20 protein-coding genes and 1 pseudogene are annotated in these 22045 nt (G+C 71.9%); 4 read left to right on the top strand and 17 right to left on the bottom strand.

Annotated features, from left to right (window positions below):
* Window positions 1-100: 100 nt before the first annotated feature.
* The 12 genes from kynU to WQO_RS37150 all read right to left on the bottom strand — a co-directional run bounded on the left by kynU (window position 101) and on the right by WQO_RS37150 (window position 12578).
* Entirely contained in the window at window positions 101-1345 is a 1245-nt protein-coding gene (gene kynU / locus WQO_RS18645; protein WP_010063211.1) for a kynureninase, read from the bottom strand.
* Window positions 1338-2186, bottom strand: coding sequence for a tryptophan 2,3-dioxygenase family protein (locus tag WQO_RS18640; RefSeq protein ID WP_010063210.1), 849 nt, complete (start codon window positions 2184-2186; stop codon window positions 1338-1340). The genes kynU and WQO_RS18640 overlap by 8 nt, the downstream gene beginning before the upstream one ends.
* A gap of 141 nt (window positions 2187-2327) precedes the next feature.
* The gene (locus WQO_RS18635; protein ID WP_029182568.1) at window positions 2328-2741 is read right to left on the bottom strand and encodes a DUF3151 domain-containing protein; all 414 of its coding nucleotides are present in this window, start codon (window positions 2739-2741) and stop codon (window positions 2328-2330) included.
* 267 nt (window positions 2742-3008) lie between these two features.
* Window positions 3009-4517, bottom strand: coding sequence for a DHA2 family efflux MFS transporter permease subunit (locus WQO_RS18630; protein ID WP_058954031.1), 1509 nt, complete (start codon window positions 4515-4517; stop codon window positions 3009-3011).
* A gap of 279 nt (window positions 4518-4796) precedes the next feature.
* On the bottom strand, window positions 4797-5978 hold the full coding sequence (locus WQO_RS18625; RefSeq protein WP_010063208.1) for a MalY/PatB family protein: 1182 nt from the start codon (window positions 5976-5978) through the stop codon (window positions 4797-4799).
* A gap of 100 nt (window positions 5979-6078) precedes the next feature.
* Window positions 6079-7110, bottom strand: a complete 1032-nt coding sequence (gene fbaA / locus WQO_RS18620; protein WP_010063207.1) for a class II fructose-bisphosphate aldolase — start codon at window positions 7108-7110, stop codon at window positions 6079-6081.
* A 145-nt stretch (window positions 7111-7255) separates the two neighbouring features.
* The gene (gene pyrE / locus WQO_RS18615) at window positions 7256-7795 is read right to left on the bottom strand and encodes an orotate phosphoribosyltransferase (protein WP_010063206.1); all 540 of its coding nucleotides are present in this window, start codon (window positions 7793-7795) and stop codon (window positions 7256-7258) included.
* A gap of 71 nt (window positions 7796-7866) precedes the next feature.
* On the bottom strand, window positions 7867-8673 hold the full coding sequence (locus tag WQO_RS18610) for an aldose epimerase family protein (protein ID WP_058954030.1): 807 nt from the start codon (window positions 8671-8673) through the stop codon (window positions 7867-7869).
* A gap of 20 nt (window positions 8674-8693) precedes the next feature.
* Window positions 8694-9596, bottom strand: a complete 903-nt coding sequence (locus WQO_RS18605) for an SRPBCC domain-containing protein (RefSeq protein ID WP_010063201.1) — start codon at window positions 9594-9596, stop codon at window positions 8694-8696.
* Window positions 9597-9764: 168 nt separating this feature from the next.
* Window positions 9765-11363 (bottom strand): polyamine aminopropyltransferase, encoded by a 1599-nt coding sequence (locus tag WQO_RS18600; protein ID WP_010063200.1) that lies wholly within the window; start codon window positions 11361-11363, stop codon window positions 9765-9767.
* A 67-nt stretch (window positions 11364-11430) separates the two neighbouring features.
* On the bottom strand, window positions 11431-11952 hold the full coding sequence (locus tag WQO_RS18595) for a DUF2617 family protein (RefSeq protein ID WP_010063199.1): 522 nt from the start codon (window positions 11950-11952) through the stop codon (window positions 11431-11433).
* 320 nt (window positions 11953-12272) lie between these two features.
* Complete coding sequence (locus WQO_RS37150; protein ID WP_010063198.1) at window positions 12273-12578, bottom strand: hypothetical protein; 306 nt, start codon at window positions 12576-12578, stop codon at window positions 12273-12275.
* A 139-nt stretch (window positions 12579-12717) separates the two neighbouring features.
* On the opposite strand from WQO_RS37150, the gene WQO_RS18585 reads away from it, so the two are divergent.
* Entirely contained in the window at window positions 12718-13884 is a 1167-nt protein-coding gene (locus tag WQO_RS18585) for a pyridoxal phosphate-dependent aminotransferase (protein WP_010063197.1), read from the top strand.
* Between the two features lie 89 nt (window positions 13885-13973).
* Here WQO_RS18585 and WQO_RS18580 read toward each other — a convergent pair whose 3' ends face one another.
* Together WQO_RS18580 and clpB are read right to left on the bottom strand one after the other, a co-directional pair.
* Window positions 13974-14519, bottom strand: a complete 546-nt coding sequence (locus tag WQO_RS18580) for a type III secretion system chaperone family protein (RefSeq protein ID WP_010063196.1) — start codon at window positions 14517-14519, stop codon at window positions 13974-13976.
* A gap of 159 nt (window positions 14520-14678) precedes the next feature.
* Window positions 14679-17270, bottom strand: a complete 2592-nt coding sequence (gene clpB / locus WQO_RS18575) for an ATP-dependent chaperone ClpB (protein ID WP_010063194.1) — start codon at window positions 17268-17270, stop codon at window positions 14679-14681.
* 160 nt (window positions 17271-17430) lie between these two features.
* Here clpB and WQO_RS18570 point away from each other — a divergent pair, with 160 nt between their 5' ends.
* On the top strand, window positions 17431-17832 hold the full coding sequence (locus tag WQO_RS18570) for a pyridoxamine 5'-phosphate oxidase family protein (protein WP_010063192.1): 402 nt from the start codon (window positions 17431-17433) through the stop codon (window positions 17830-17832).
* 110 nt (window positions 17833-17942) lie between these two features.
* Here the strand turns inward: WQO_RS18570 and WQO_RS18565 are convergent, their stop codons facing one another.
* Window positions 17943-18263: a Rieske (2Fe-2S) protein gene (locus WQO_RS18565; protein ID WP_003967571.1), complete on the bottom strand. Its 321-nt coding sequence runs from the start codon at window positions 18261-18263 to the stop codon at window positions 17943-17945.
* Window positions 18264-18578: 315 nt separating this feature from the next.
* Between WQO_RS18565 and WQO_RS18560 the strand changes: the two genes are divergently transcribed.
* Both WQO_RS18560 and WQO_RS34470 read left to right on the top strand, forming a co-directional pair.
* The gene (locus WQO_RS18560; protein ID WP_193407214.1) at window positions 18579-19589 is read left to right on the top strand and encodes a helix-turn-helix transcriptional regulator; all 1011 of its coding nucleotides are present in this window, start codon (window positions 18579-18581) and stop codon (window positions 19587-19589) included.
* A 138-nt stretch (window positions 19590-19727) separates the two neighbouring features.
* A pseudogene (locus WQO_RS34470) lies at window positions 19728-20391 on the top strand (helix-turn-helix transcriptional regulator).
* 83 nt (window positions 20392-20474) lie between these two features.
* Here WQO_RS34470 and WQO_RS18555 read toward each other — a convergent pair.
* Window positions 20475-21221: an ABC transporter permease gene (locus WQO_RS18555; RefSeq protein WP_010063189.1), complete on the bottom strand. Its 747-nt coding sequence runs from the start codon at window positions 21219-21221 to the stop codon at window positions 20475-20477.
* A complete protein-coding gene (locus WQO_RS18550) occupies window positions 21214-21978 on the bottom strand; it encodes an ABC transporter ATP-binding protein (RefSeq protein ID WP_167552043.1) in 765 nt (254 codons plus the stop codon). Before WQO_RS18550 ends, WQO_RS18555 begins: the two co-directional genes overlap by 8 nt.
* Window positions 21979-22045: the final 67 nt, after the last annotated feature.

The following is a 22045-nucleotide window of genomic DNA, read 5'->3' as shown; positions in this document are numbered from 1 at the left end:
CGTGGCCTGTGCGTGTGTGCTGCCCAACTGGGTTGACCTGCGGGGACGGTACCAGCACTCGGTACCGCCCCCGCCCGGTCGCACACATGTTGACGGCTCGTCAGGCCGCCGGGCCGGACGGCGGGATCTCCGCCAGCACCTCGGCCAGTACCCGCGCCGCCCGTTCCGCGTCGGCGAATCCGACGTACAGCGGGGTGAAGCCGAACCGCAGCACGCCCGGCCGGCGCAGGTCGCCGACGACGCCCCGCTCAATGAGGCGGCGCATCACGGGCTCGGCGTCCTCGCAGCGCAGAGCGACCTGACTGCCGCGTTCGGCGTGCGCGGACGGAGTGACGGAGGTGACCCGGCCCGCCGGAACGTACGCCTCGACGCACTCCAGGAAGAAGTCCGTCAGCGCCAGGGACTTGGCCCGTACGGTGTCCACCGACACCCCGTCCCACACGTCGAGCGCCGCATCCAGCGTCAGCATGGAGACGATGTCGGGGGTGCCGACCCGGCCCCGTACGGAACCGTCCGCCGGGACGTAGCCGGGGGTCATGCCGAACGGGTCGGCGTGCGAGTTCCAGCCCGGCAGCGGCGAGTCGAAGGCGGCCTGGTGGCGCTCGGCGACGTACAGGTACGCGGGCGAACCGGGGCCGCCGTTGAGGTACTTGTACGTACAGCCGACCGCCAGGTCCACCCCGTGCTCGTCGAGCCCGACGGGCAGCGCGCCCGCGGTGTGGCAGAGGTCCCACACCGCGACCGCGCCCGCCGCGTGGACGGCGGCGGTCAGCCCGGGCAGGTCGTGCAGCCGGCCGAAGCGGTAGTCGACGTGGTTGAGCAGGGCCACGGCGGTACGGGGACCGAGCGCGGCCGGTACGTCGGCCGGGTCCACGGGCACCAGCCGGTGGCCGGTGAGCCGGGCGGCGGACGCCGCGATGTACCCGTCCGTGGGAAAGGTCGTCGCGTCAACCAGGATCTCGTCGCGTCCCTCGCCCGCGATCCGGGCCGCGGCGACGACGGCCTTGAAGACGTTCACGCTGGTCGAGTCCCCGACGACGATCTGCCCGGCGGCGGCCCCGACGAGCGGCGCGATCCGGTCGCCGATCCGCTCGGGCGCGGTCCACCAGCCGCTCTCGTCCCAGGACCGGATGCGCAGCTCGCCCCACTGGCGGGTGAGGACGTCCTGCACCCGGGCGGGGACGTGGACGGGCAGCGCGCCCAGCGAGTTGCCGTCGAGGTAGACGCCGTCGTCGAGCGCGAAGAGCTCGCGGCGGCCGGCGAGCGGATCGGCGGCGTCGAGCTTCAGCGCCCGCGCGCGGAGGTCCTCCGCCGTGGTCGTGGCGGTGGTCGTGGTCTCAGACATGGCTACGCGCCGTCCACAGCTCGGGGAACACGTTCTTCGTGGCGCGCTTCTCCAGCCACGCGACCCCGGCGGAACCGCCGGTGCCGGTCTTGGAGCCCATCGCGCGGCGGGTGGCGACGAGGTGGTCGTTCCGCCAGCGCCACACCAGCTCCCCGACGTCGGTGAGCAGCTCACCGAGGCGGACCAGCTCGTCGTTCTGGTCGTCGGAGGCGTAGATCTCCGCCCACACGGCCTCGACCTCGGGCGACGGCTCGTACCGCTGGGTCAGGTCCCGGGTGGTGACGGCCTCGGGAATCGCGTACCCGCGCCGGGCCAGCAGGGCGAGGGTCTCGTCGTACAGGCTGGGCTCCCCGAGCGCCTTCTCCAGCTCGGCGTAGACCCGGGGCGCGCCCCGGTGCGGCACCAGCATGGAGGCGGACTTGTCGCCGAGCAGGAACTCCATCCGCCGGTACATCGCGGACTGGAATCCGGACCCCTCGCCGAGGGAGCCCCGGTAGGAGTTGAACTGGGCGGGGGTGAGCCCGGCGAGCGGCCGCCAGGACTCGTTGAGCGCCTCCAGCTCGCGCAGCGAACGCTTGAGGGCGTCGCGCGCGACGGGTATGCGGTCCTCGCGCAGGGCGCGGGTGGCGGTCTCCCACTCATGGACGATGACCGTGAACCACAGCTCCATGACCTGGGTGGTGACCAGGAAGACCATCTCGCCGGGATCGTCCGAGCGCAGGTGCTGGAGGTGGGTCAGGACATCCGCCTGGACGTAGTCCTCGTACGGAGTCGTTCCCGCGAAGTCCAGGTACGGGGTGTCCGCACCGGTGGCTTCGGGGTCGGGGTGGTTGGTCGACATTTCTGTCTCCTCGACACGAGCTTCCGGGTAGCGGTCCGCCCCTTCCGTGAGGTGGTGGAGCTCCGGTCCCCTGCTCGCATACTAAGCGGCTCCCCGCCCGATGTGCTCGGGCGGGGAGCCGCTCAGTGGTACGCGCCCGGGTCAGCCCAGGATGTCGGCGGCGGTCGGCGAGGAGTCCCGCAGGAACGTCGAGCAGCGCTCGTGCTCCTCGGTCTCGCCGATCGCGCCCGCGGCCCTGGCCAGGGCGTGCAGGGCGCGCAGGAAGCCGCGGTTCGGCTCGTGCTCGAACGGGACGGGCCCGTGGCCCTTCCAGCCGGCCCGGCGCAGGGAGTCGAGGCCGCGGTGGTAGCCGGTACGGGCGTACGCGTACGACTCGACGACCCGGCCGCCCTCGTACGCCTCGTCGGCGAGCTGCGCCCAGGCGAGGGAGGAGGTGGGGTACTTCGCGGCGACCTCGGCGGGCGGGGTGCCGGCGGCGAGCAGCTCGCGCGGCTCGGGGTCGTCGGGGAGGTGGGTCGGGGCGGGGCCCCCGAGCAGGTTCTCGTGGATGGACATGGTTCAAGTGTGCCTGCCGTCACGTCCCGGCGGGACCACGGCCCGGGCGGACCGTGAGGGCCGTCGCCGCCCCGGCGGCACCGCGGCCCGGGCGGACCGTGAGGGCCGACGCCGTCCCAGCGGCACCACGGCCCGGGCGGACCGTGAGGGCCGCCGCCGTCCCAGTGGCACCGCGGCCCGAGCGGACCGCACGCCCCGGCGGCACCGCGACCCGGGCGGACCGTGGGCCCGTTGCCCGCCCCGGTGGCACCACGGCCCCGGCGGGTCTCACCCCTCCCGCCGCTGCGGCTCCAGCGGCGGGGCGGTGACCCCGCAGTGCACCGCGCACTCGGGCCGCTCGCTCCGGACGGCGGCGGTCGCGGCCGGGGTGCGCACCGTCCACCAGGCGAGGACGGCACCGGCGACCAGCAGCCCCGCACACATCGGCATCGCCCGCCGGAACGTCGTGGCGAACTCACCCGCGTCCCGGTACGCCTCGGGCCCCATCCCGGCGAGCAGCGGCAGGGCCGCCACCGCGATGAGCCCGGCGGCCCGGGCGGCGGCGTTGTTGATGCCGCTGGCCAGCCCGGCCCGCCCGGCGTCCACGGCGGCCAGGACGGTCGCGGTGAGCGGTGCGACGACCACGACGAGTCCGGCGCCGAGCACCAGGACGGCGGGCAGCACCTCGGTGACGTACCCGCCGAAGGAGGCGCTGCCCGATCCCACCCGCAGCATCAGGAGCATCCCGGCGGCGGCCAGCAGCGGCCCCACGGTGAGCGGGATCCGGGGCCCGATGCGCCGCCCCAGCTCACCGGCCCGGGCGGAGAAGAGCAGCATCAGCACGGTGGTGGGCAGCAGCGCGGTGCCCGCCCCCAGCGCCGAGTACCCGGCGACGACCTGGAGCTGGATCGCGGAGAGGAAGAAGAAGCCGCCGAGGGCCGCGTAGACGCAGAAGGTCACCAGGTTGACCGAGGTGAACAGCCGGGAGCGGAAGATCGACGGCGGCAGCATGGGATCGGCCCGCCGCCGCTCGACCGCCACGAACGCGGCCCCCAGCAGCAGCCCGCCGACGGCCGCCCCGATCACGAGCGGCGAGGCGCCCTGCTCCGGGGCCTCGATCAGCGCGTACGTCACCCCGGCGAGCGCCAGGGCCCCGAGGCCGGCCCCCAGCACGTCGAACCGCCCGTGCGCTGCCGGATCCCGCGACTCCGGTACGTGCCGGAGCGCGACGGGTACGCAGATCGCGGCGAGCGGCAGATTCAGCAGGAACACCCACCGCCATCCGGGCCCGTCGACGAGCCACCCGCCCACGAACGGCCCCACGGCCGCCCCGACCCCGCCGAACCCGGACCAGAGCCCCACGGCCCGCGCCCGGTCGTCCGGATGGAAACTGGCCTGAATGAGCGCGAGCGACCCCGGCGTGAGGAGCGCCCCGCCGACGCCCTGGAGCGCCCGGGCGGCGATGAGCACGCCCGCGTTCGGCGCGATCCCGCAGAGCAGGGAGGCCACCGCGAACCACACCACCCCGACGACGAACACCCGCCGCCGCCCGTAACGGTCCCCGAGCGCCCCGCCGAGAAGGATCAGCCCGGCGAGCGTGAGCATGTAGGCGTTGACGGTCCACTGGAGGGCGGCCATGTCGGTGCCGAGGTCCTCGCCGATACGGGGCAGGGCGACGTTGATGACGGTGGAGTCGAGCATCGCCATGCCGGACCCGAGCACGGTGGTCAGCACGACCCAGCGCCCGACGGGCGAGGCGACCCGGATCTCCCCGGGGGCGGAGCCAGCAGCAGCCATGGAGCCAGCGTGCCCCGACAGAGCAAGTGCCCGCACTTCCAGCCCTCCGGCGCTTGAGGAGAACCGCGCCGATGGCTGGGCCCGCACTTCAAGCCTCTCCGGCGATTGAGGAGCCCCCGGAGTGCCCGCACGGGGCAGGAGCCCGCACTTCCAGCCCCTCCGGCGCTTGAGGAGCGGGGGCCGGGGGCAGCGCCCCCGAAACCAGCGGCTACCGCACGGCTCCACCGCCCGCACCCCTGAGCACCGTCACGGGGGGCGCTGCCCCCGCACCCCCGCTCCTCAAGCGCCGGAGGGGCTTGAACGAAGGCTCTCCACCGCCCGCACCAACGCCTCCACCCCCCGCACCGCCTTCTCCCGAGGGCACCCCACGTTCAGCCGCACGCACCCCGGCGCCCCGTAGACGGAACCCCCCATCACCGCCACGCGCTCCCGCTCCACCAGCACCCGCTGCAACGCGGACTCCTCCACCCCCAGCGGCCGCAGGTCGATCCACGCCAGGTATCCGGCCTGCGGCGGCTCCCACCCCAGCTCGGGGAAGGCCGCCCCCAGCCGCTCCGCGACGTACCCCAGGTTCCCCGCCACATACGCCCGCACCGCGTCCAGCCACGCCGCCCCCTCCCGGTACGCCGCGATGTGCGCGGTCAGCGACAGGACGGCCGGTGACGCCAGCCCCTCCGCCGTCTCCATCCGGCGCAGGAACTCCGCCCGGTCACCGGGGTCCCCGATGAACCCGTACGAACCGGTCAGCGCCGGGAAGTTGAACGCCTTCGACCCGGAGGTGATCAGCGCCCACCGGCCGTCCCCCGCCACCCGCGTCCACGGCACATGGACGCGCCCCGCACCGTCGTCGTGCACGAAGTCCGCGTGGATCTCGTCGCTGATCACCGCGACCCCGTGCCGCTCGGCGAGCGCCGCCGTCCGGGCCAGCTCGTCGGCCGTCCACACCCGGCCGGTCGGGTTGTGCGGCGAGCACAGCACCAGCACCTTCGCGTCGCGCCGCGAAAGCTCCCGCTCCAGCGCCTCCTCGCCCCCCACCGGCACCCCGCGCAGCTCCCGCCCGAGCCCCGTGATGGCCTTGCGGAAACCGTCGTACACAGGGGTGTGGACGACGACGCCGTCCCCCTCCGCCGTCCACATCTGGAGCAACTGGGAGAGCTGGCTGAGCACGGACGGCCCGTAGACGAGCTGTCCGGTGTCGATCTCGGTTCCGTACCGCGTGGCGTACCAGTGGGCGATCGCCGAGCGGAAGTCGTCCTGCCACCAGGTGGTGTAGCCGAACACCCCGTGGTCCAGACGGGCCCGGAGCGCGGCCAGGACCTCGGGGGCGGTGGCGAAGTCCATGTCGGAGATGGTGAACGGCAGCAGGCCGTCGACGCCGAACCGGTCGGCGACCCCGTCCCACTGGACGCACCAGGTGCCCCGGCGGTCGATGGCGGTATCGAAGTCGTAGGGCGCGCCCACAGCAGATCCTCTTCTCTCTCCCGGCACAGCGACGGGCCCGGCCCCCCGAGGGAGGACCGGGCCCGGCACCGTACGTCCACACGTCCGTGCGGACGGGTGACTACTTCAGCTTCGTGCCCGTGGAGCGCAGGTTCGCGCAGGCCTCGGTGACGCGCGCGGCCATGCCGCCCTCGGCGAGCTTGCCCCAGGTGCGGGGGTCGTAGGTCTTCTTGTTGCCGACCTCGCCGTCGACCTTCAGGACACCGTCGTAGTTGCGGAACATGTGGTCCGCGACCGGGCGGGTGAAGGCGTACTGGGTGTCGGTGTCGAGGTTCATCTTCACGACGCCGTTCTCCAGCGCGGTGACGATCTCCTCGGCGGTGGAGCCCGAACCGCCGTGGAAGACGAAGTCGAACGGCTGGCTGCCGGCCGGCTTGCCGTACTTCTCGGAGACGCCCGCCTGGAGGTCCTTCAGCAGCTCGGGGCGGAGCACGACGTTGCCCGGCTTGTAGACACCGTGGACGTTGCCGAAGGAGGCGGCCAGCAGGTAGCGGCCCTTCTCGCCCAGGCCGAGCGCCTCGGCGGTACGCAGCGCGTCGTCGACGGTCGTGTACAGCTCGTCGTTGATCTCGTGCGTGACGCCGTCCTCCTCACCGCCGGTCGGGGTGATCTCGACCTCAAGGATGATCTTGGCGGCGGCGGCCTTGGCCAGCAGCTCCTGGCCGATGGCCAGGTTGTCGGCGAGGGTCTCGGCCGAACCGTCCCACATGTGGGACTGGAACAGCGGGTTGAGGCCCTTGGCGACGCGCTCGGCGGAGACGTCGAGCAGCGGACGTACGTAGCCGTCCAGCTTGTCCTTGGGGCAGTGGTCGGTGTGCAGCGCGATGGTGACGTCGTACTTCGCCGCGACGATGTGCGCGAACTCGGCCAGGGCGACCGCGCCCGTGACCATGTCCTTGTTGTACTGGCCGCCCAGGAACTCCGCACCACCGGTGGAGATCTGGACGATGCCGTCGCTCTCGGCCTCCGCGAAGCCGCGCAGCGCGGCGTGCAGGGTCTGGGACGAGGTCACGTTGATGGCCGGGTAGGCGAACTTGCCCGCCTTTGCCCGGTCGAGCATCTCGGCGTAAGCCTCGGGGGTTGCGATGGGCATCTGACCGCTCCTTGGGATGTGCGGGTGTGCAGGCTGTGAGTCCCTGACCTGGGGGCGACGTCATCGTCGCCCCCATCTTCCCAGACTTGCCATCCGGCTCCACCCGGCGGACCCGGTTTCACGTGAAACCGAGTCCGGGGAGGGTTCAGCCCAGGTCGAGATCGGCCACCGAGTACACGTGGACGTACGGCAGACCGGCCTCGGCGATGGCCGGAGCGGCACCGCGCTCGACGATCACGGCGACGGCGACGACCTCGCCACCGGCCTCACGGACCGCCTCGACGGCGGTCAGCGGCGAGCCGCCCGTGGTGGAGGTGTCCTCGACGACCAGGCAGCGGCGGCCCTTGACGTCCGTGCCCTCGATCCGGCGCTGCATCCCGTGCGCCTTCTGCGCCTTGCGGACGACGAACGCGTCCAGGCTCTTACCCCGGGCGGCGGAGGCGTGCAGCATCGAGGTGGCGACCGGGTCGGCGCCGAGCGTCAGACCGCCGACGCAGTCGTAGTCCAGCTCGGCAGTGGCGTCGAGCATGACCTGCCCGACCAGCGGCGCGGCCTTGCCGTCCAGCGTGATCCGGCGCAGGTCGATGTACCAGTCGGCTTCCAGACCCGAGGAGAGGGTCACCTTGCCGTGCACCACGGCCTTGTCCTTGATCTGCTGGAGCAGGTCAGCGCGTACGTCAGTCATGTCCACGAGGGTAAGCGGTGCCGCACGGGCCCACGTCCAGGCCTACGCCCGGGCACGCGCCGGGCACCGGCTCAGAGCCGCGTCCAGCTCCAGGTCGTGGTCATCTCCAGCGGGTCGATCGGGGTCACCAGGCGGGGTGCGGTGTTCAGCCCGTTCGGCGGACCGGACTGCGGTTCCACGCAGACGGCCTCGTCCTGCTCGTCGTAGACCACCACCCACTCGCTGCGGCTCTTCACCGTCAGCTCCAGCCGCTCCGGCCAGGTGATCTTCACGTCCACGCCGTCGGGCATGCCGAAGCAGTCGTCCCACGGGCCGGGCTGCGGGTCGGTGCGCCGCCCGGTCGGCAGATGGTCCCCGCCCCGCTCCTCCTGCCAGGCGGCGTCGAAGGACAGCTCGGCGTCCCGGCCGTCGAGGGTGCGGTGGAACCAGGGGTGCCAGCCGGCCTGGGCCGGGAAGGAGTCGCCGTACGTCTCGACGGCCAGGCCCAGCGTGAGCGTGTCCTCGGTCAGCTCGAAGGTCTGCGTCACCCGGCCCTCGTACGGCCAGGGCTTCGCCAGGTCGTAGTAGAAGGCCGCCCGCCCCTCGGCCAGATCGGCGGCCGTGTGCGCGGGGTGCCAGGAGGTGTCCCGGCCGGTGCCGTGGATGGCGTGCGGCGGGGAGTTCAGCGGCAGCTCGTGGAGCTCGTCGCCGTTGCGGAACTGCCCGTACCCCGTACGCCCGCACCAGGGGACCATCGGGAAGCAGCCGTACCGATCGCCCTGGCGGAGCAGTTCGGTGATCCCGATCCGCAGGCTGCTGATCCGGCAGCCGTGCACGGGGTCGACGGTCAACTCGGCCGCGCCGACGGTCAGCCTGACGTTCTCTTCGCTGCTGCTCACCCGACGACCCTACTGGCGGCTCAGGGCCTGCGGCGCCGCAACGCCCGGCCCAGCACCACGGCGGAGGCGAGCGCGAGGGCGGCGGGGGCGACCCACCGCAGGGTGGTGCTCGCACCGCCCGCCTCCGGGGAGGGCACGGGGGCGTACCGGCCGCGCGGCGGCGCGTGGTCGACCTCCTCGGCGCTGCGCCCGATCATGGTGCGGCGAGCGTGCGCGGCCTCGGCGGGCGGCTCGTCCGGAACGGTGAACTCCACCCCGGCGACGGGGTCGAGCGAGGGCGGCGGCACGGGTGAGTCGTAGACGGACCCGTGGTCGTCACCGCCCGAGCCGTCCGCGTCGTCCACGTCGCCCGCGCGGATCTCGTCGTCCACGCGGATCTCGTCGCCCGAGCCGCCCGCGCCCTCCTCGTCGCCCGCAAGTCCCTCCGCGGCCACGGCGTCGTCCGCATCGGCGTCGGCTTCCGCGTCTCCGTCGGCGTCCCCGTCCTCCCGCCCCGCCAGCGACTCCGTCACCAGCTGCTGGGTGAAGCGGTCCAGGAGCCGGTGGGCGGCCGCGAGTGCCGCGCCCTCCTCCAGCTCGACCAGCCGCCCGTCCCCGTCGGCCGTACCGCTGTAGGCGATCGTCGTCCCACCGTCCGTCGCCGTGAGGCCGATGGTCAGGGCCAGCTCGACCGCACCGGTGCCCCGGGCCTCCACGCCCTTGCCGGTCACGGAGAAGCGGTCTCCCTCCGGGCCGGTGAGCAGCAGCTCGCCCCGGTAGGTGATGGTGTGGCCGCCGGCCCGCAGCTTCAGCCGGCCCGCCAGGGGCGACGCCGCGTCGGCGTCCTGCTGGAGACCTGGGACGCAGCGGGCGACCCGGGTGGGATCGCCCAGGGTGCGCAGCAGGGCCGGGACGGGAACCGGAACGAACACCTCATGCTCCATGGGAGCCGAGCCTAATCGGCCACGGGCCGGAACGTGAGCGCTTCGTCCCGCCGAAGGGCCGTCGAAGGACCCCCAAGGGACCGCCGAAAGACCGCCGAGGGAACCCCAAGGGACCGCCGAAGGGCCGCCGAAGGGCCGCCGACAGGCCGAGGGGCGCACACCACGTGCTCACGCGTCCTCCCAGTACCTCGGGTGGACCAGCGTCGACGGGAGCAGCCCCGGCAGCCGGGCCTCGGCCGCGGCCCGCGCCCCCTCGCGCAGCTCCCGGCCCCGCAGCGAGCGCGGTTCGGGCCCTCCGGCGGCCAGCGCGGCCTGCGGCGCCTCGCCCGCCGCGGCGAGGAGGAACCCCCAGTCCTCCCGCTCCCCGTCCTCCCCGCCGCCCCGGTCCGGGCCGGCGGCGAAGCCCGCGTACCGGCCGGTGACGCGGTAGGGGCGGGTCGCGAGGCCGCCCGCGCGCACCGAGGCCTCCACCGTCCAGAAGGTCTGCGGCCGGGCCCCCAGCGGTCCGGCGTGCACCACGAGCCGCCCGTCCGGGGCCAGTGCCTCCGCGACCAGCCCGTAGAACTCGGCCGAATACAGCTTCGTACTGGCGGTGATGCCCGGGTCCGGGAGGTCGGAGATCACCACGTCGTAGCGGCCGTGGTCGGCCCGGAGCCAGGGGAACGCGTCCGCCCCGACCACGGTGAGGCGGGGGTCGCGGAAGGCGTGGCCGTTCAGCTCGGAGAGGGCGGGGTCGGTACGGGCCAGTCGGGTGACGGCGGGGTCCAGCTCGACGACGGTGACCGCGCGGACGTCCCCGTAGCGCAGCACCTCACGGGCGGCGAGCCCGTCGCCGCCGCCCAGGATGAGCACGCGGGCGCGGGGCCCGTTCATCGCGGGGTGCACCAGCGCCTCGTGGTAGCGGTACTCGTCGCGGGCGCTGACCCGCAGCCGGCCGTCCAGATAGAGGCCCAGGGAGTCCCGGTCGGTGCCGGTCACCACGACCTCCTGCACCCCGGTCTGCACGGCGACCCGCACCTGGTCCCCGTACACCGCCCGCCGCGCCGCCCGCTCGAAGTCGTCGACCAGCACCGTGGCGGTGGCCAGCACCGCGATCACCGAGACGTTGGCCAGGACGAGGAGCCAGCGGGAGCGTGCGCTCAGGTCGCGCCGGAAGACCCACAGGACGAGCGCCCCGCCCGCCGCCGCGTTGACCGTGCCGGTGAACAGCGCACCGGTCAACTGCCCCAGCATCGGCAGCAGCAGAAAGGGGAACGCGAGCCCGCCGACCAGCGCGCCCACGTAATCGGCGGCGAAGAGATCGGCGACGGCCCCGCCCGCGTCCTGCCGGTCGACGCGCTGGATCAGCGTCATCAGCAGCGGGATCTCCGCACCGATCAGCACCCCGATGGCCAGCGAGAACCCGACCAGGGCGTACTGCGAATCACCGAGCCAGGCGAACGAGGCGTAGAGGACCAGCGCGGATGAGCCGCCGATCAGGGCGAGGGCCGCCTCGATCATCCCGAAACCGACGGCGGCACGGCAGCGCAAACGTTTCGCGAGAAGGGACCCGATGCCCATCGCGAACACCATCACGGAGAGCACGACGGACGCCTGGGTGACTGAATCGCCGATGAGATACGAGGCGAGCGCGAGCAGTTCGAGCTCGTAGACGAGACCGCACGCGGCGCAGACGAAGACCGCGGCCAGCACGAGGAACCGGCCGGTCCTCGGCCGTACGGGGAGCCGCGCCGCGCCCCCTCGCAGCGACATCTGCTGGTCGATCATGACGCGAACGCTACGTCACGACACGGTCGCACCTTGTCACCCACACGGGTGTAAGTGCCCCCACCAACTAGGCCGCGGGTGCGGGAATCCGCACGCCCACCCGGGTCCGGGTGACCACCAACTGCCCCTCCTGCGGGTACGCGTGCCAGGTGCGCCACCGCACCTGCCCCTCGGTGCGCTGGGCGAGCATCGCGGTGAAGGCGTACGGGCTGCCGGGGAAGGTGCCCACCAGACCGTGCGGGTGGTCGCTCACCAGGGCGAGCAGCTCCTGCGCGCGCCCGGCGAACTGCCCCTGGGTCAGGGTCTCCACCCGCGCCGCGAATTCGTAATCCCGGTCCCCCAGGCGCTTGGAGACGCCGAGGGGCAGAGGGGTGCTGCTGCCGGGCATACAGGCCACGGTCTCGGAACAGCCCCCGTGCTCCTCCTGGAGGAGCACCTGGTGGGAGGCGCCGAGCAGCCTCAACTGGAGTTCGGCGCCGTCGAACCGGAGGTCGAGGACCGCCAGGGCGGGCAGCGGCTCCCGCCCCAGGCTCCAGGCCAGGTCGGCGGCGCGGGTATCGGAATAGGCCGTCTGGAGGGTGGTGAGCATGGGTGGGCTCCGCAAACACACATGGACACCGGGACAGCGGAACGCCCCCTGCGTGACTGCGCGTGGGAGGTGAGGGCGCCCGATCTGGCCCAACTGGGGTCCGAGGGCTGAATGTTCTCTTCGACGAGGGAATCACGAAGTACGCCGCACTCACAGCGCTTTCGCCCAACTTGCCGTGGTTTCCATCCCCTCGGGGGCCCCACGGTTCAACTGTTCAACCGAAAACGTCCGCGTCGCTCAACAAAAAGGCGCCCGGAGGGAGTTCACCCTCCGGACGCCCGGCGCCAGGTCACTGTCGGTGACCGCGCGAGGAGGCCCCGTCAGCTGCTGCCCCCACCGCAGCCGCCCCCGCCACCCCCGCACGACGAGCCGCCGCCGCAGGAGTGGCCCCCGGAGTGCCCGCCGGACCCGGAGTCGCCGCCGGCCCCGGAGTCGCCCCACGACGACCACCAGCCGCCGCCGGAGTCGCCGCCGCCGAAGCTGTCGCCGCCCCCCGACGCCACGCTCGACGAGCGCCGGCTCCCCTTGCGCTTGTTCGACGGACGGCTGCCGCCGGTGGCCCGCAGAACGGCCAGCAGTCCCCCGACGACGACCGCGGCGATCACTATCGCGATGAAGACGCCCATGGCCCCCACCCGCCTTTCTCTCCCCCGAAGCGAGGTCCCCCGTCGCTTCCCCGTTGTTGTGTGACAGGGGGATTCCCCAGGCCCCCGCGCGCCAAAGCGGACTTGAGCAACTCCAGAGCTTCGGCCCAGGATGGCGCCCATGACACAGGGACGACCGCTGCTCAACCGCCGCCTCGCCGCGTTCGGCACGACGATCTTCGCCGAGATGTCCGCGCTGGCCGTGCGGACCGGCTCCATCAACCTCGGCCAGGGCTTCCCCGACACCGACGGACCCGAGGAGATCCGGGAGGCGGCGGTCCGGGCGCTGCGCGCCGGCCACGGCAACCAGTACCCGCCCGGCCCCGGCGTCCCGGACCTCCGCAACGCCGTCGCCGCCCACCAGGAGCGCTTCTACGGCCTGACCTGGTCCCCGGAGACGGAGGTCCTGGTCACGACCGGGGCCACCGAGGCGATCGCCGCCTCCTTGCTCGCCCTCCTCGAACCGGACGACGAGGTCATCGCGTTCGAGCCGTACTACGACTCGTACGCCGCCTGCATCGCCATGGCGGGCGCCCAGCGCGTACCGCTCACCCTGCGCGCCCCGGACTTCCGCCCCGACCTCGACGAACTGCGCACCCTGATCACCCCCCGCACCCGCCTCCTGCTGCTGAACACCCCGCACAACCCGACCGGCACGGTCCTCACCCCCGACGAACTGTCCGGGATCGCCGCCCTCGCGGTGGAGCACGACCTCCTGGTGGTGACCGACGAGGTCTACGAGCACCTCGTCTTCACCGGGGCGCACCACCCGATCGCCGCGCTCCCCGGGATGCGCGAGCGCACGGTGTCCATCTCGTCGTCGGGCAAGACGTTCTCGTACACCGGGTGGAAGATCGGCTGGGTGACCGGCGACGCGCCGCTGGTGGCGGCGGTGCGCGCGGCGAAGCAGTATCTGACCTTCGTCAGCGGGGGCCCGTTCCAGTACGCGATCGCCGAGGCGCTCGCCCTGCCGGACACGTTCTTCAGCGGCTTCCGCGCGGACATGCACCGCAAGCGGGACCTGCTGGCGAAGGGTCTGCGCGCCGCGGGCTTCCAGGTGTACGAGCCGGAGGGGACGTACTTCATCACCACCGACATCTCCCCGTTCGGCGACGAGGACGCGTACGCGTTCTGCCGCGCGCTGCCGGAGCGCTGCGGGGTGGCGGCGGTGCCGGTCTCGGTCTTCTACGACGACCCGGAGGCGGGCCGCAGCCAGGTCCGGTTCACGTTCTGCAAGAGGGACGACGTGCTGGAGGAGGCGGTGGAGCGGCTGGCCCGGCTGGGCTGAGCCCCGGGATACGGGCCCCGGGATACGGGAACGGCCCGGGCGGCGGTCGCGATGACCGCTGCCCGGGCCGTGACCCGGTACTTCGGGGACTAGGCGCCCGCGGGCTCCTCGCCGTCCGTCTTGCCCTCGGTGGGCTGGATGCCGAGGCGCTCGATAAGCCACTTGTCGAACTCGATCGAGGCGCGCACCCAGCTCACCGTCGAGGAGACGAAGTGCTCCAGGCTGACGCCGGTGCCGATGAGCATCTGCGCCTCACCGATCAGCCGGACGGAACCCGTCTCGCCCTCCTCGCCCTCGTGGGCGTGGGTGTAGACCTTGGGCCACAGGGTGCGGCGGTTCCAGTCGTCGATGGCGTCCAGCAGGACGGGACGCTGGTCCACGTCGTGCGGGCGGTCGTAGAACGTACGGACCGAGAAGACCTGCTGCTCCGCCTCGCCGCGGAACATGAAGTACGTCCGGAACTCCTCCCACGGCGCCGCGAGGTCGCCCTCGTCGTCGACGACGTACTTCAGCTCCATCTGGTCGAGGAGCTGCTTGACGAGGTCCTGGTCAGGGACGACGGGGCCCTCCGGTCCTGCCGCCTGCGGTTCGGGCTGGCCCCCGAAATTAGGAATCGAGGACGGATCGATGCTCACCGTTATTTCCCTTCGTGCGGTTGGCGGCCATCCTCTCCCATGGCGGGCGGGGCATGGCAAGCCCCGGCGGCCCCGATCAGCCACAAGCTGACAGACAGCGGGTGGAGACGGGGCTCGCCGGGCGTTCGCTCACAGCGTGCGACGCGCCGTGACCGGCGGTTACGAGGCGGGGCCGACGACCAGTCCGTCCTCGGCCCGGTCCACCCGTACGGTGTCACCGTCGCGGACCTCGCCGGACAGGATCTCCTTGGCGAGCCGGTCGCCGATCGCCGTCTGGATGAGCCGGCGCAGCGGCCGCGCCCCGTAGGCCGGGTCGTTGCCCTCCTGGGCGAGCCAGGCCAGCGCCTCGGGGGTGACGTCGAGGGTGAGCCGCCGGTCCGCGAGGCGCTTCGCCAGCCGGTCGATCTGGAGGCCCGCGATGTGGGCCAGCTCGTCGCCGGACAGGGCGGAGAAGACCACGAGGTCGTCGAGCCGGTTGATGAACTCCGGCTTGAAGGAGGCCCGCACCACCTCCAGGACCTGCTCCTTCTTGACCTCGGGCTTGACCAGCGGGTCCATCAGGAACTGGGAGCCGAGGTTGGAGGTGAGGATCAGGATGGTGTTGCGGAAGTCGACCGTGCGGCCCTGGCCGTCGGTGAGCCGGCCGTCGTCGAGGACCTGGAGCAGGATGTCGAAGACCTCGGGGTGGGCCTTCTCGACCTCGTCCAGCAGCACGACGCTGTACGGGCGGCGGCGGACGGCCTCGGTGAGCTGGCCGCCCTCCTCGTACCCGACGTAACCGGGCGGGGCGCCGACCAGGCGGGCGACGCTGTGCTTCTCGCCGTACTCGCTCATGTCGATGCGGATCATGGCCCGCTCGTCGTCGAAGAGGAAGTCCGCCAGCGCCTTGGCCAGCTCGGTCTTGCCGACGCCGGTGGGTCCGAGGAAGAGGAACGACCCGGTGGGCCGGTCGGGGTCGGCGATCCCGGCCCTGGTGCGGCGTACGGCGTCGGAGACGGCCTGCACGGCCTCGGTCTGCCCGATCAGCCGCTTGCCGAGTTCGCTCTCCATCCGCAGCAGCTTCTGCGTCTCACCTTCCAGCAGCCGCCCGGCCGGGATGCCGGTCCAGGCGCCGACGACGTCCGCGATGTCGTCCGGCCCGACCTCCTCCTTGACCATGGTGTCCTTGTCCTTGGACGCCTCCTGCTCCGCTTCCGCGGCCTCCTCCAACTCCCGCTCCAGCCCCGGGATCTCCCCGTACAGCAGCTTGGAGGCGGCGTCGAAGTCACCGTCACGCTGGGCGCGTTCGGCCTGGCCGCGCAGCTCGTCGAGGCGCTCCTTGAGCTCACCGACCCGGTTGAGGCCCTGCTTCTCCTTCTCCCAGCGGGCGTTGAGGCCGCGCAGCTCCTCCTCCTTGTCGGCGAGGTCGCGGCGCAGCTTCTCCAGGCGCTGCTTGGATGCGGGGTCGGACTCGTTCTTGAGGGCCAGCTCCTCCATGCGCAACCGGTCGACGGAGCGCTGGAGTTCGTCGATCTCCAGCGGCGAGGAGTCGATCTCCATCCGCAGCCGGGAAGCGGCCTCGTCGACCAGGTCGATGGCCTTGTCGGGGAGGAAGCGGGAGGTGATGTAGCGGTCGGAGAGGGTCGCGGCGGCCACCAGCGCCGAGTCCGCGATCTGCACCTTGTGGTGGGCCTCGTAACGGCCCTTGAGACCGCGCAGGATCGCGATGGTGTCCTCGACGGAGGGCTCGGCGACCAGCACCTGCTGGAAGCGTCGCTCCAGGGCGGGGTCCTTCTCGATGCGCTCGCGGTACTCGTCGAGCGTGGTCGCGCCGACCATGCGGAGCTCGCCGCGGGCCAGCATCGGCTTGAGCATGTTGCCCGCGTCCATGGCGGAGTCGCCGCCGGCGCCCGCGCCGACGACGGTGTGCAGCTCGTCGATGAACGTGATGATCCGGCCGTCGCTCTCCTTGATCTCGGAGAGGACGGTCTTCAGCCGCTCCTCGAACTCGCCGCGGTACTTGGCACCCGCGACCATCGCGCCGAGGTCCAGCGAGACGAGCCGCTTGTCCTTGAGGCTCTCCGGGACGTCGCCCTTGACGATGCGCTGGGCGAGTCCTTCGACGACGGCGGTCTTGCCGACGCCGGGCTCACCGATGAGGACGGGGTTGTTCTTCGTCCGGCGGGACAGCACCTGCACGACGCGGCGGATCTCCTGGTCGCGGCCGATGACCGGGTCCAGCTTGCCCTCGCGCGCGGCGGCCGTGAAGTCGGTGCCGAACTTCTCCAGGGCCTTGTACTGGCCCTCCGGGTCGGGTGTGGTCACCCGGCGCCCTCCCCTGCTCGTCTCGAACGCGGCCAGCAGCTTCTTGGCGCCGGCCCCCTGTCCGTCGAGGATCTCACCGGCCCGCCCGCCCTTCGCGGCGACGCCGATGAGCAGGTGCTCGGTGGAGATGTAGTCGTCGCCCAGCTCCTTGGCCCGCTGGGCCGCATCCTGGATGACGGCGAGCATCTCGCGGTTGGGCTGCGGCGGGGCGACGGTGGACCCGGTGACGCTGGGCAGGGTCCCGAGCAGCCGCTCGGTCTCGCCGCGCACGAGCGCCTGGTCGGCCTCGACGGCGGCGAGGAGGTCGATGATGTTCTCGTTGTCCTGGCCCCCCAGCAGCGCGAGCAGCAGGTGCCCCGGGGTCAGGTCGGGGTGCCCGTCCTTCACGGCCCGGTCGGTGGCCGCGTTGATGGCGTCACGGCTCTTGTTGGTCAGCTCGGCGTCCACGTGTGGTTACTCCTCCTCGCAGCTGGGGGCGTGCGTGCCTACGTCTCACATTGACTTAATCAACGTGCACAAAGTTGAGTCTATTCCACTCAAGGCAGTGATCGCACGCGTCCCGGGCCGCGGAGACGGGTTCGTTCGCGGGCTCTCGTACGCTGCCCCCATGGCAGACGTACGCAATCCCTCCCCCGAATACGTCGCGTTCTGGCGCGAGAGCCACCTGTCCACGCTGACGACCCCCCGCCCGGACGGCACGCCGCACGTGGTGCCGGTCTGTGTGACGTACGACCCGGAGGCCGGGGTGGCGCGTGTGATCACCGACGGAGGCAGCCGCAAGGTCGCCCACATCCGGGCGGCCGGCCCCGACGGGGCACGGGTGGCCGTCTGCCAGATCGACCGGGCCCGCTGGGCGACCCTGGAGGGCCGCGCGGTCATCCGCACCGAGCCGGAGACCGTCAAGGACGCGGAGGCCCGCCACGAGGAGCGCTACGGCCGTCCGCCGCGGATCAACCCGACCCGGGTCGTCATCGAGATCACCCTCGACCGGGCGCTCGGCAAGGCCTGACCCCGCGCAGAGCCGCGGAGACAGCACAACGGCGCCACCGTGTTCAGGTCACGGTGGCGCCGCTGTGTGGGGGAAGCGCCTGGAGCGACAGGTGACGACGGGGGAATCGCTCAGGCACTGCGGGGGGTGGCGGAAAGGGGTTCTGCGTCGAACAGCTCGTGGTCGCGCTGATCGAGGTTGACGAAGATCATGCCGTACCTGACGGCACAGCGAACCGGCTGCGGGGCGCCGCGGGGCCGACGGAGGCAGCGATAGGCGCGGACGTCCTCGTCCTCTTCCATCACCACGACGATCGGCTCTCCGAACAGGGTGACCATCAACGAGTCGCCACGGCGGGGGAGGGCCGTGAGCAGATCGATGAAATGCCACCCTGAGCGATAGGCGGTTGCCATCTCGCGCCGGAAGGTGCGGTCGTCCGGCGGGGTGCTCATGCGACCGTACGGGCCGGAGCAGCGCCCCAGGTGATGTCGCCGGGCACGGCCGCTTGCGCCGCCGGTGCCGATGCGGCCTCCTGGCTGTCCCACGTAATGTCCCCGGCACCCTGTGCGGACAGGGCCCCGAGGGCCAGAGCTCCTACGAACGCAGTGGCAAGCACCGAGCGAAGCATTCGCTTATACATTTCGGCTTCGTCCTCACTTGATGGATTCATCTCCCCCGCACCAAGACGATGTCCCACCTGACCACTCGAACACCACCGGGTCGATGCATCATGTTCCTGTAGGTACAGGAACATGGGGGGTGGACATATGGCCACAAGCGAGTCAAAAGCGGAACATCCTCACGGCATCACCGATCTGTGTGATGCGGGACAGCGCCTCTACGCCAACGCGCTGCGATCCGGCCGCATACCTCGCGCCGACGCCGAGCCGGCCCCGTGCCTGATGGACTTCGCCCTGCTCCACCCGGATCCCGACGACGTCAACTGGCTCCGCCCGGTGCCGCCCTCCGCCGCCCTGGCGCAGCGGCTGCACCCCATAGAACGTGAGATCCAGGAGCGCCGACGGCATTCCCTGAAACTGACCGAGTCTTTCGAACCTTTCATGGACATCAGCGCTCAGGATCCCCCCACGACCCACGCGATCACCGTGCTGGAAGGCAGCACACGCATCAATGCGGCCATCGACGTCGCCACCGCCGAAGCCCGCCACGAGGTACTCACCGTCCAACCCGGGGGCGGTCGCAGCGAGGACATCCTCAGCAAGGGACTGGAGCGCGGCAAGGCCGTGGTCGACCGGGGTGTCCAGATCCGCACCCTGTACCAGCACACCGTGCGACACCACCAGGGCACGTTCGTCTACGCGGAACGTCTCGCGGAAGGCGTCGAAATCCGCACCCTGGAGGAATTGGTCGAGCGCATGCTCATCTTCGACCGCACCGTCGCGTTCATACCCGCACAGGACGACCGGTCGGTTGCTCTGGAACTTCGGCATCCGGGGCTCGTCTCCTACCTCATCAGGGTTTTCGAGCAGCTCTGGCAACGTGCCACTCCGCTTCTCGAAGAGGTCTTGTACAACCCCACCCCGGCAGGAATCAGCGGCGTCCAGCGTTCGATAGCCCAACTCCTCGTCGAAGGTCACGTCGACGACTCCATCGCTCGCCGGCTCGGCATGAACGTCCGGACCTGCCGTGCCCACATCGCCAAGATGAACGCCACGCTCGGCAGCACCAGCCGGGCCCAACTCGGCTACCTCATCGCGCGATCAGGAATCCTGGATTCAGACCACGACCATGCGATGTCCCCCGGCACCGGGGCGTGACCGCAACACGGGGAAGAGCGCAGCCACGGCCAGGTGGACGGGAAAGATCCCCGCTCCCCCGACGCCTCCACGATCCCCCCACAGCCGGGCCGGCAACACCGTCCACTTGTTGCACTGCACGAAGCGGGGGGATCCCAAATGGTTACCGAAGACGACAGATCAGCACACGCTCCCCACGGGAAAGCCGAGTTGTGCGATCCGGCGATCCGCCTGTACGAGGAGGCCTTGAAGACAGGGCAGCTGGCACGTGCCGACGTATCGGCCGCTCCCTGTCTCATCGACCTGTCCCTCCTCTACCCCGACCCGTGGAACGACGCATGGTTGCGTCCGACACCACCGTCCGCCGCGCTGGCCCACCTGCTGCAACCCGTCTCCCGTGAGATCGAGGAGCGGCTGCAACTCTCCGCGACGCTGAGCCGGTCACTGCTTCCTCTGACCGCTGTCGCGCACGGCGACCCCAACATGGCCATCACGGTGCTCGAAGGAATCGCCACCATCCAGGCGTCCATCGACGAGGCCACCGCCACGGCCACCGAGGAGATCGCAAGCCGTCCCGCTGGCCGAAACCCATCACACGGCGACACCGGACGTCCCGGTCACCGCCGTACAGCTCAGCATCGCCCGCCTCCTCACCGAGGGCCACGTCGACGACGTCGTCGCCCGCAAGATGGGCATCAGCGTCCGCACCTGCCGCGCCCACATCGCCAAACTCATGCAGACCCTCGGCGCCACCAGTCGCACCCACCTCGGGGCGCTCCTCGTCCGGTCCGGCATCGTGGAATCCGACCGGCGCGAGCACTGACACGCAGGAACCGGTGACCCCACGGCGCCGGGGCGTGACCGCACACAGGGCAGTGCGCGGCCACGCCCCGGCGGGAGTCGTTCTCAGACGTCGCGGTGGGTGAAGAGGCGGGTGCCCGCCAGGGACATCGCTGCCGTCCAGGCCACGAGCAGCAGCAGACCGTACGGTGCCGCCAGCGCGTCCGGGAAGCCGGAGGCGTCGCCGAGCAGGGCGAACTGGGCGCCCTCGGGGAGGAAGCGGCCCAGCTCGGGGAGCTGGCCCAGCACCAGTACCTGGCCCAGCGTGCCCCAGACGACCAGGCCGAGGACCGCGGCGAGCCGATTGCGGACGACGAAGCCGATCGCCGCGCCCCACGGGCCGGCCAGGGTGCAGATCGTCAGGACGGCGGCGGCGGTCGTCCAGGTGGAGCCGTCGACGGTCAGCCCGGAATCCTTCGCCGCGAGCGCCGCGTGACCGACGGCGAGGGAGCAGACCACCGCCGCGCCGCCGAAGACCAGGCCCGACACCGTCGTGGCCAGCAGCTTGGCGCCCACGACCGCCGAGCGGCCGGGGGCGTACAGCACGGTGCGGCCGATCGAGCCGGAGCTGAACTCGCCTGTCACCTGCAGCGCCCCGAGCAGCGTCGCGAAGAGCGCGGCGGACGCGCCGAGCCCGACGATGTTCTCCGTCAGCTCCGCACCGGCGGACGCGGGGTCCGACTCCGCGTACACCAGGCCCAGTTGGCCCAGCGCGCAGAAGGCGAGGGCCACCAGGAGCAGCGCCGGGAGAGCCAGCCCCGTACGGAGTTTGAGGAGTTCGGCGGAGAGCTGGTTGCGCAGGACCTCAGGCACGGGTGACCTCCGGGCGCGGCGCGGCGGCCGCGCCCTCGACGAGTGCGAAGTAGGCGTCTTCCAAGCGGCCGCCGCCGCGCCGCACCAGCTCCTGGAGCGAGCCCGTGAACAGCACCGAGCGGCGCAGGACGACCACGTCGTCCACGCTCTGCTCGACCTCGGAGAGCATGTGGCTGGCGATCAGCACCGTCCGCCCCTCGTCGGCGGAGCGCTCGACCAGGCGACGCATCCAGCGGATCCCGTCCGGGTCGAGACCGTTCAACGGCTCGTCCAGGATCAGGAGTTCGGGGTCCGGGAGCAGGGCGACGGCCAGCGCCAGGCGCTGCCGCATGCCCGTCGAGCACGCCTTGACCCGCTTGCGTTCCGCACCGTCCAGGCCGACCTGCCCGATCACCTCGGCGATACGCGAGGACGGCAGACCCAGCGAACGGGCGGATATCTCCAGCTGACGGCGGACCGTCACCCGCGGGTGGAAGCCGATCGCGTCCATGACCACGCCGACCCGCTGCGCCCGCTCCGGGGCGGACAGCGGCTCCCCGCCCAGGACCTCGGCGCTCCCCGCGTCGGGGCGGGCCAGCCCGAGCAGAATTCTCAGCAGGGTGCTCTTGCCCGCCCCGTTGGGCCCGAGCAGGCCGGTGACCTTGCCCGGCCGCAGCGCGAAGCTCACGTCGTCGAGGGCCTGATGGTCGCCGAACCTCTTGCTCACGCCGTCGAAGACGACGCTTCCCCCTGCCCGGGGCGGATGCTCTGATCGCACGTGTTCTTCCTGTCCTGCCGTTCGGTCAATGCGGTCCGCACCGACGCCGGTCACGCGTCGGCGGGTG

It is taken from the genome of Streptomyces globisporus C-1027 (assembly GCF_000261345.2).
Classification (GTDB): domain Bacteria; phylum Actinomycetota; class Actinomycetes; order Streptomycetales; family Streptomycetaceae; genus Streptomyces; species Streptomyces pakalii.
The sequence above is the reverse complement of the archived record's forward strand: the minus strand, read 5'-3'. Positions and strand labels throughout refer to the sequence as shown.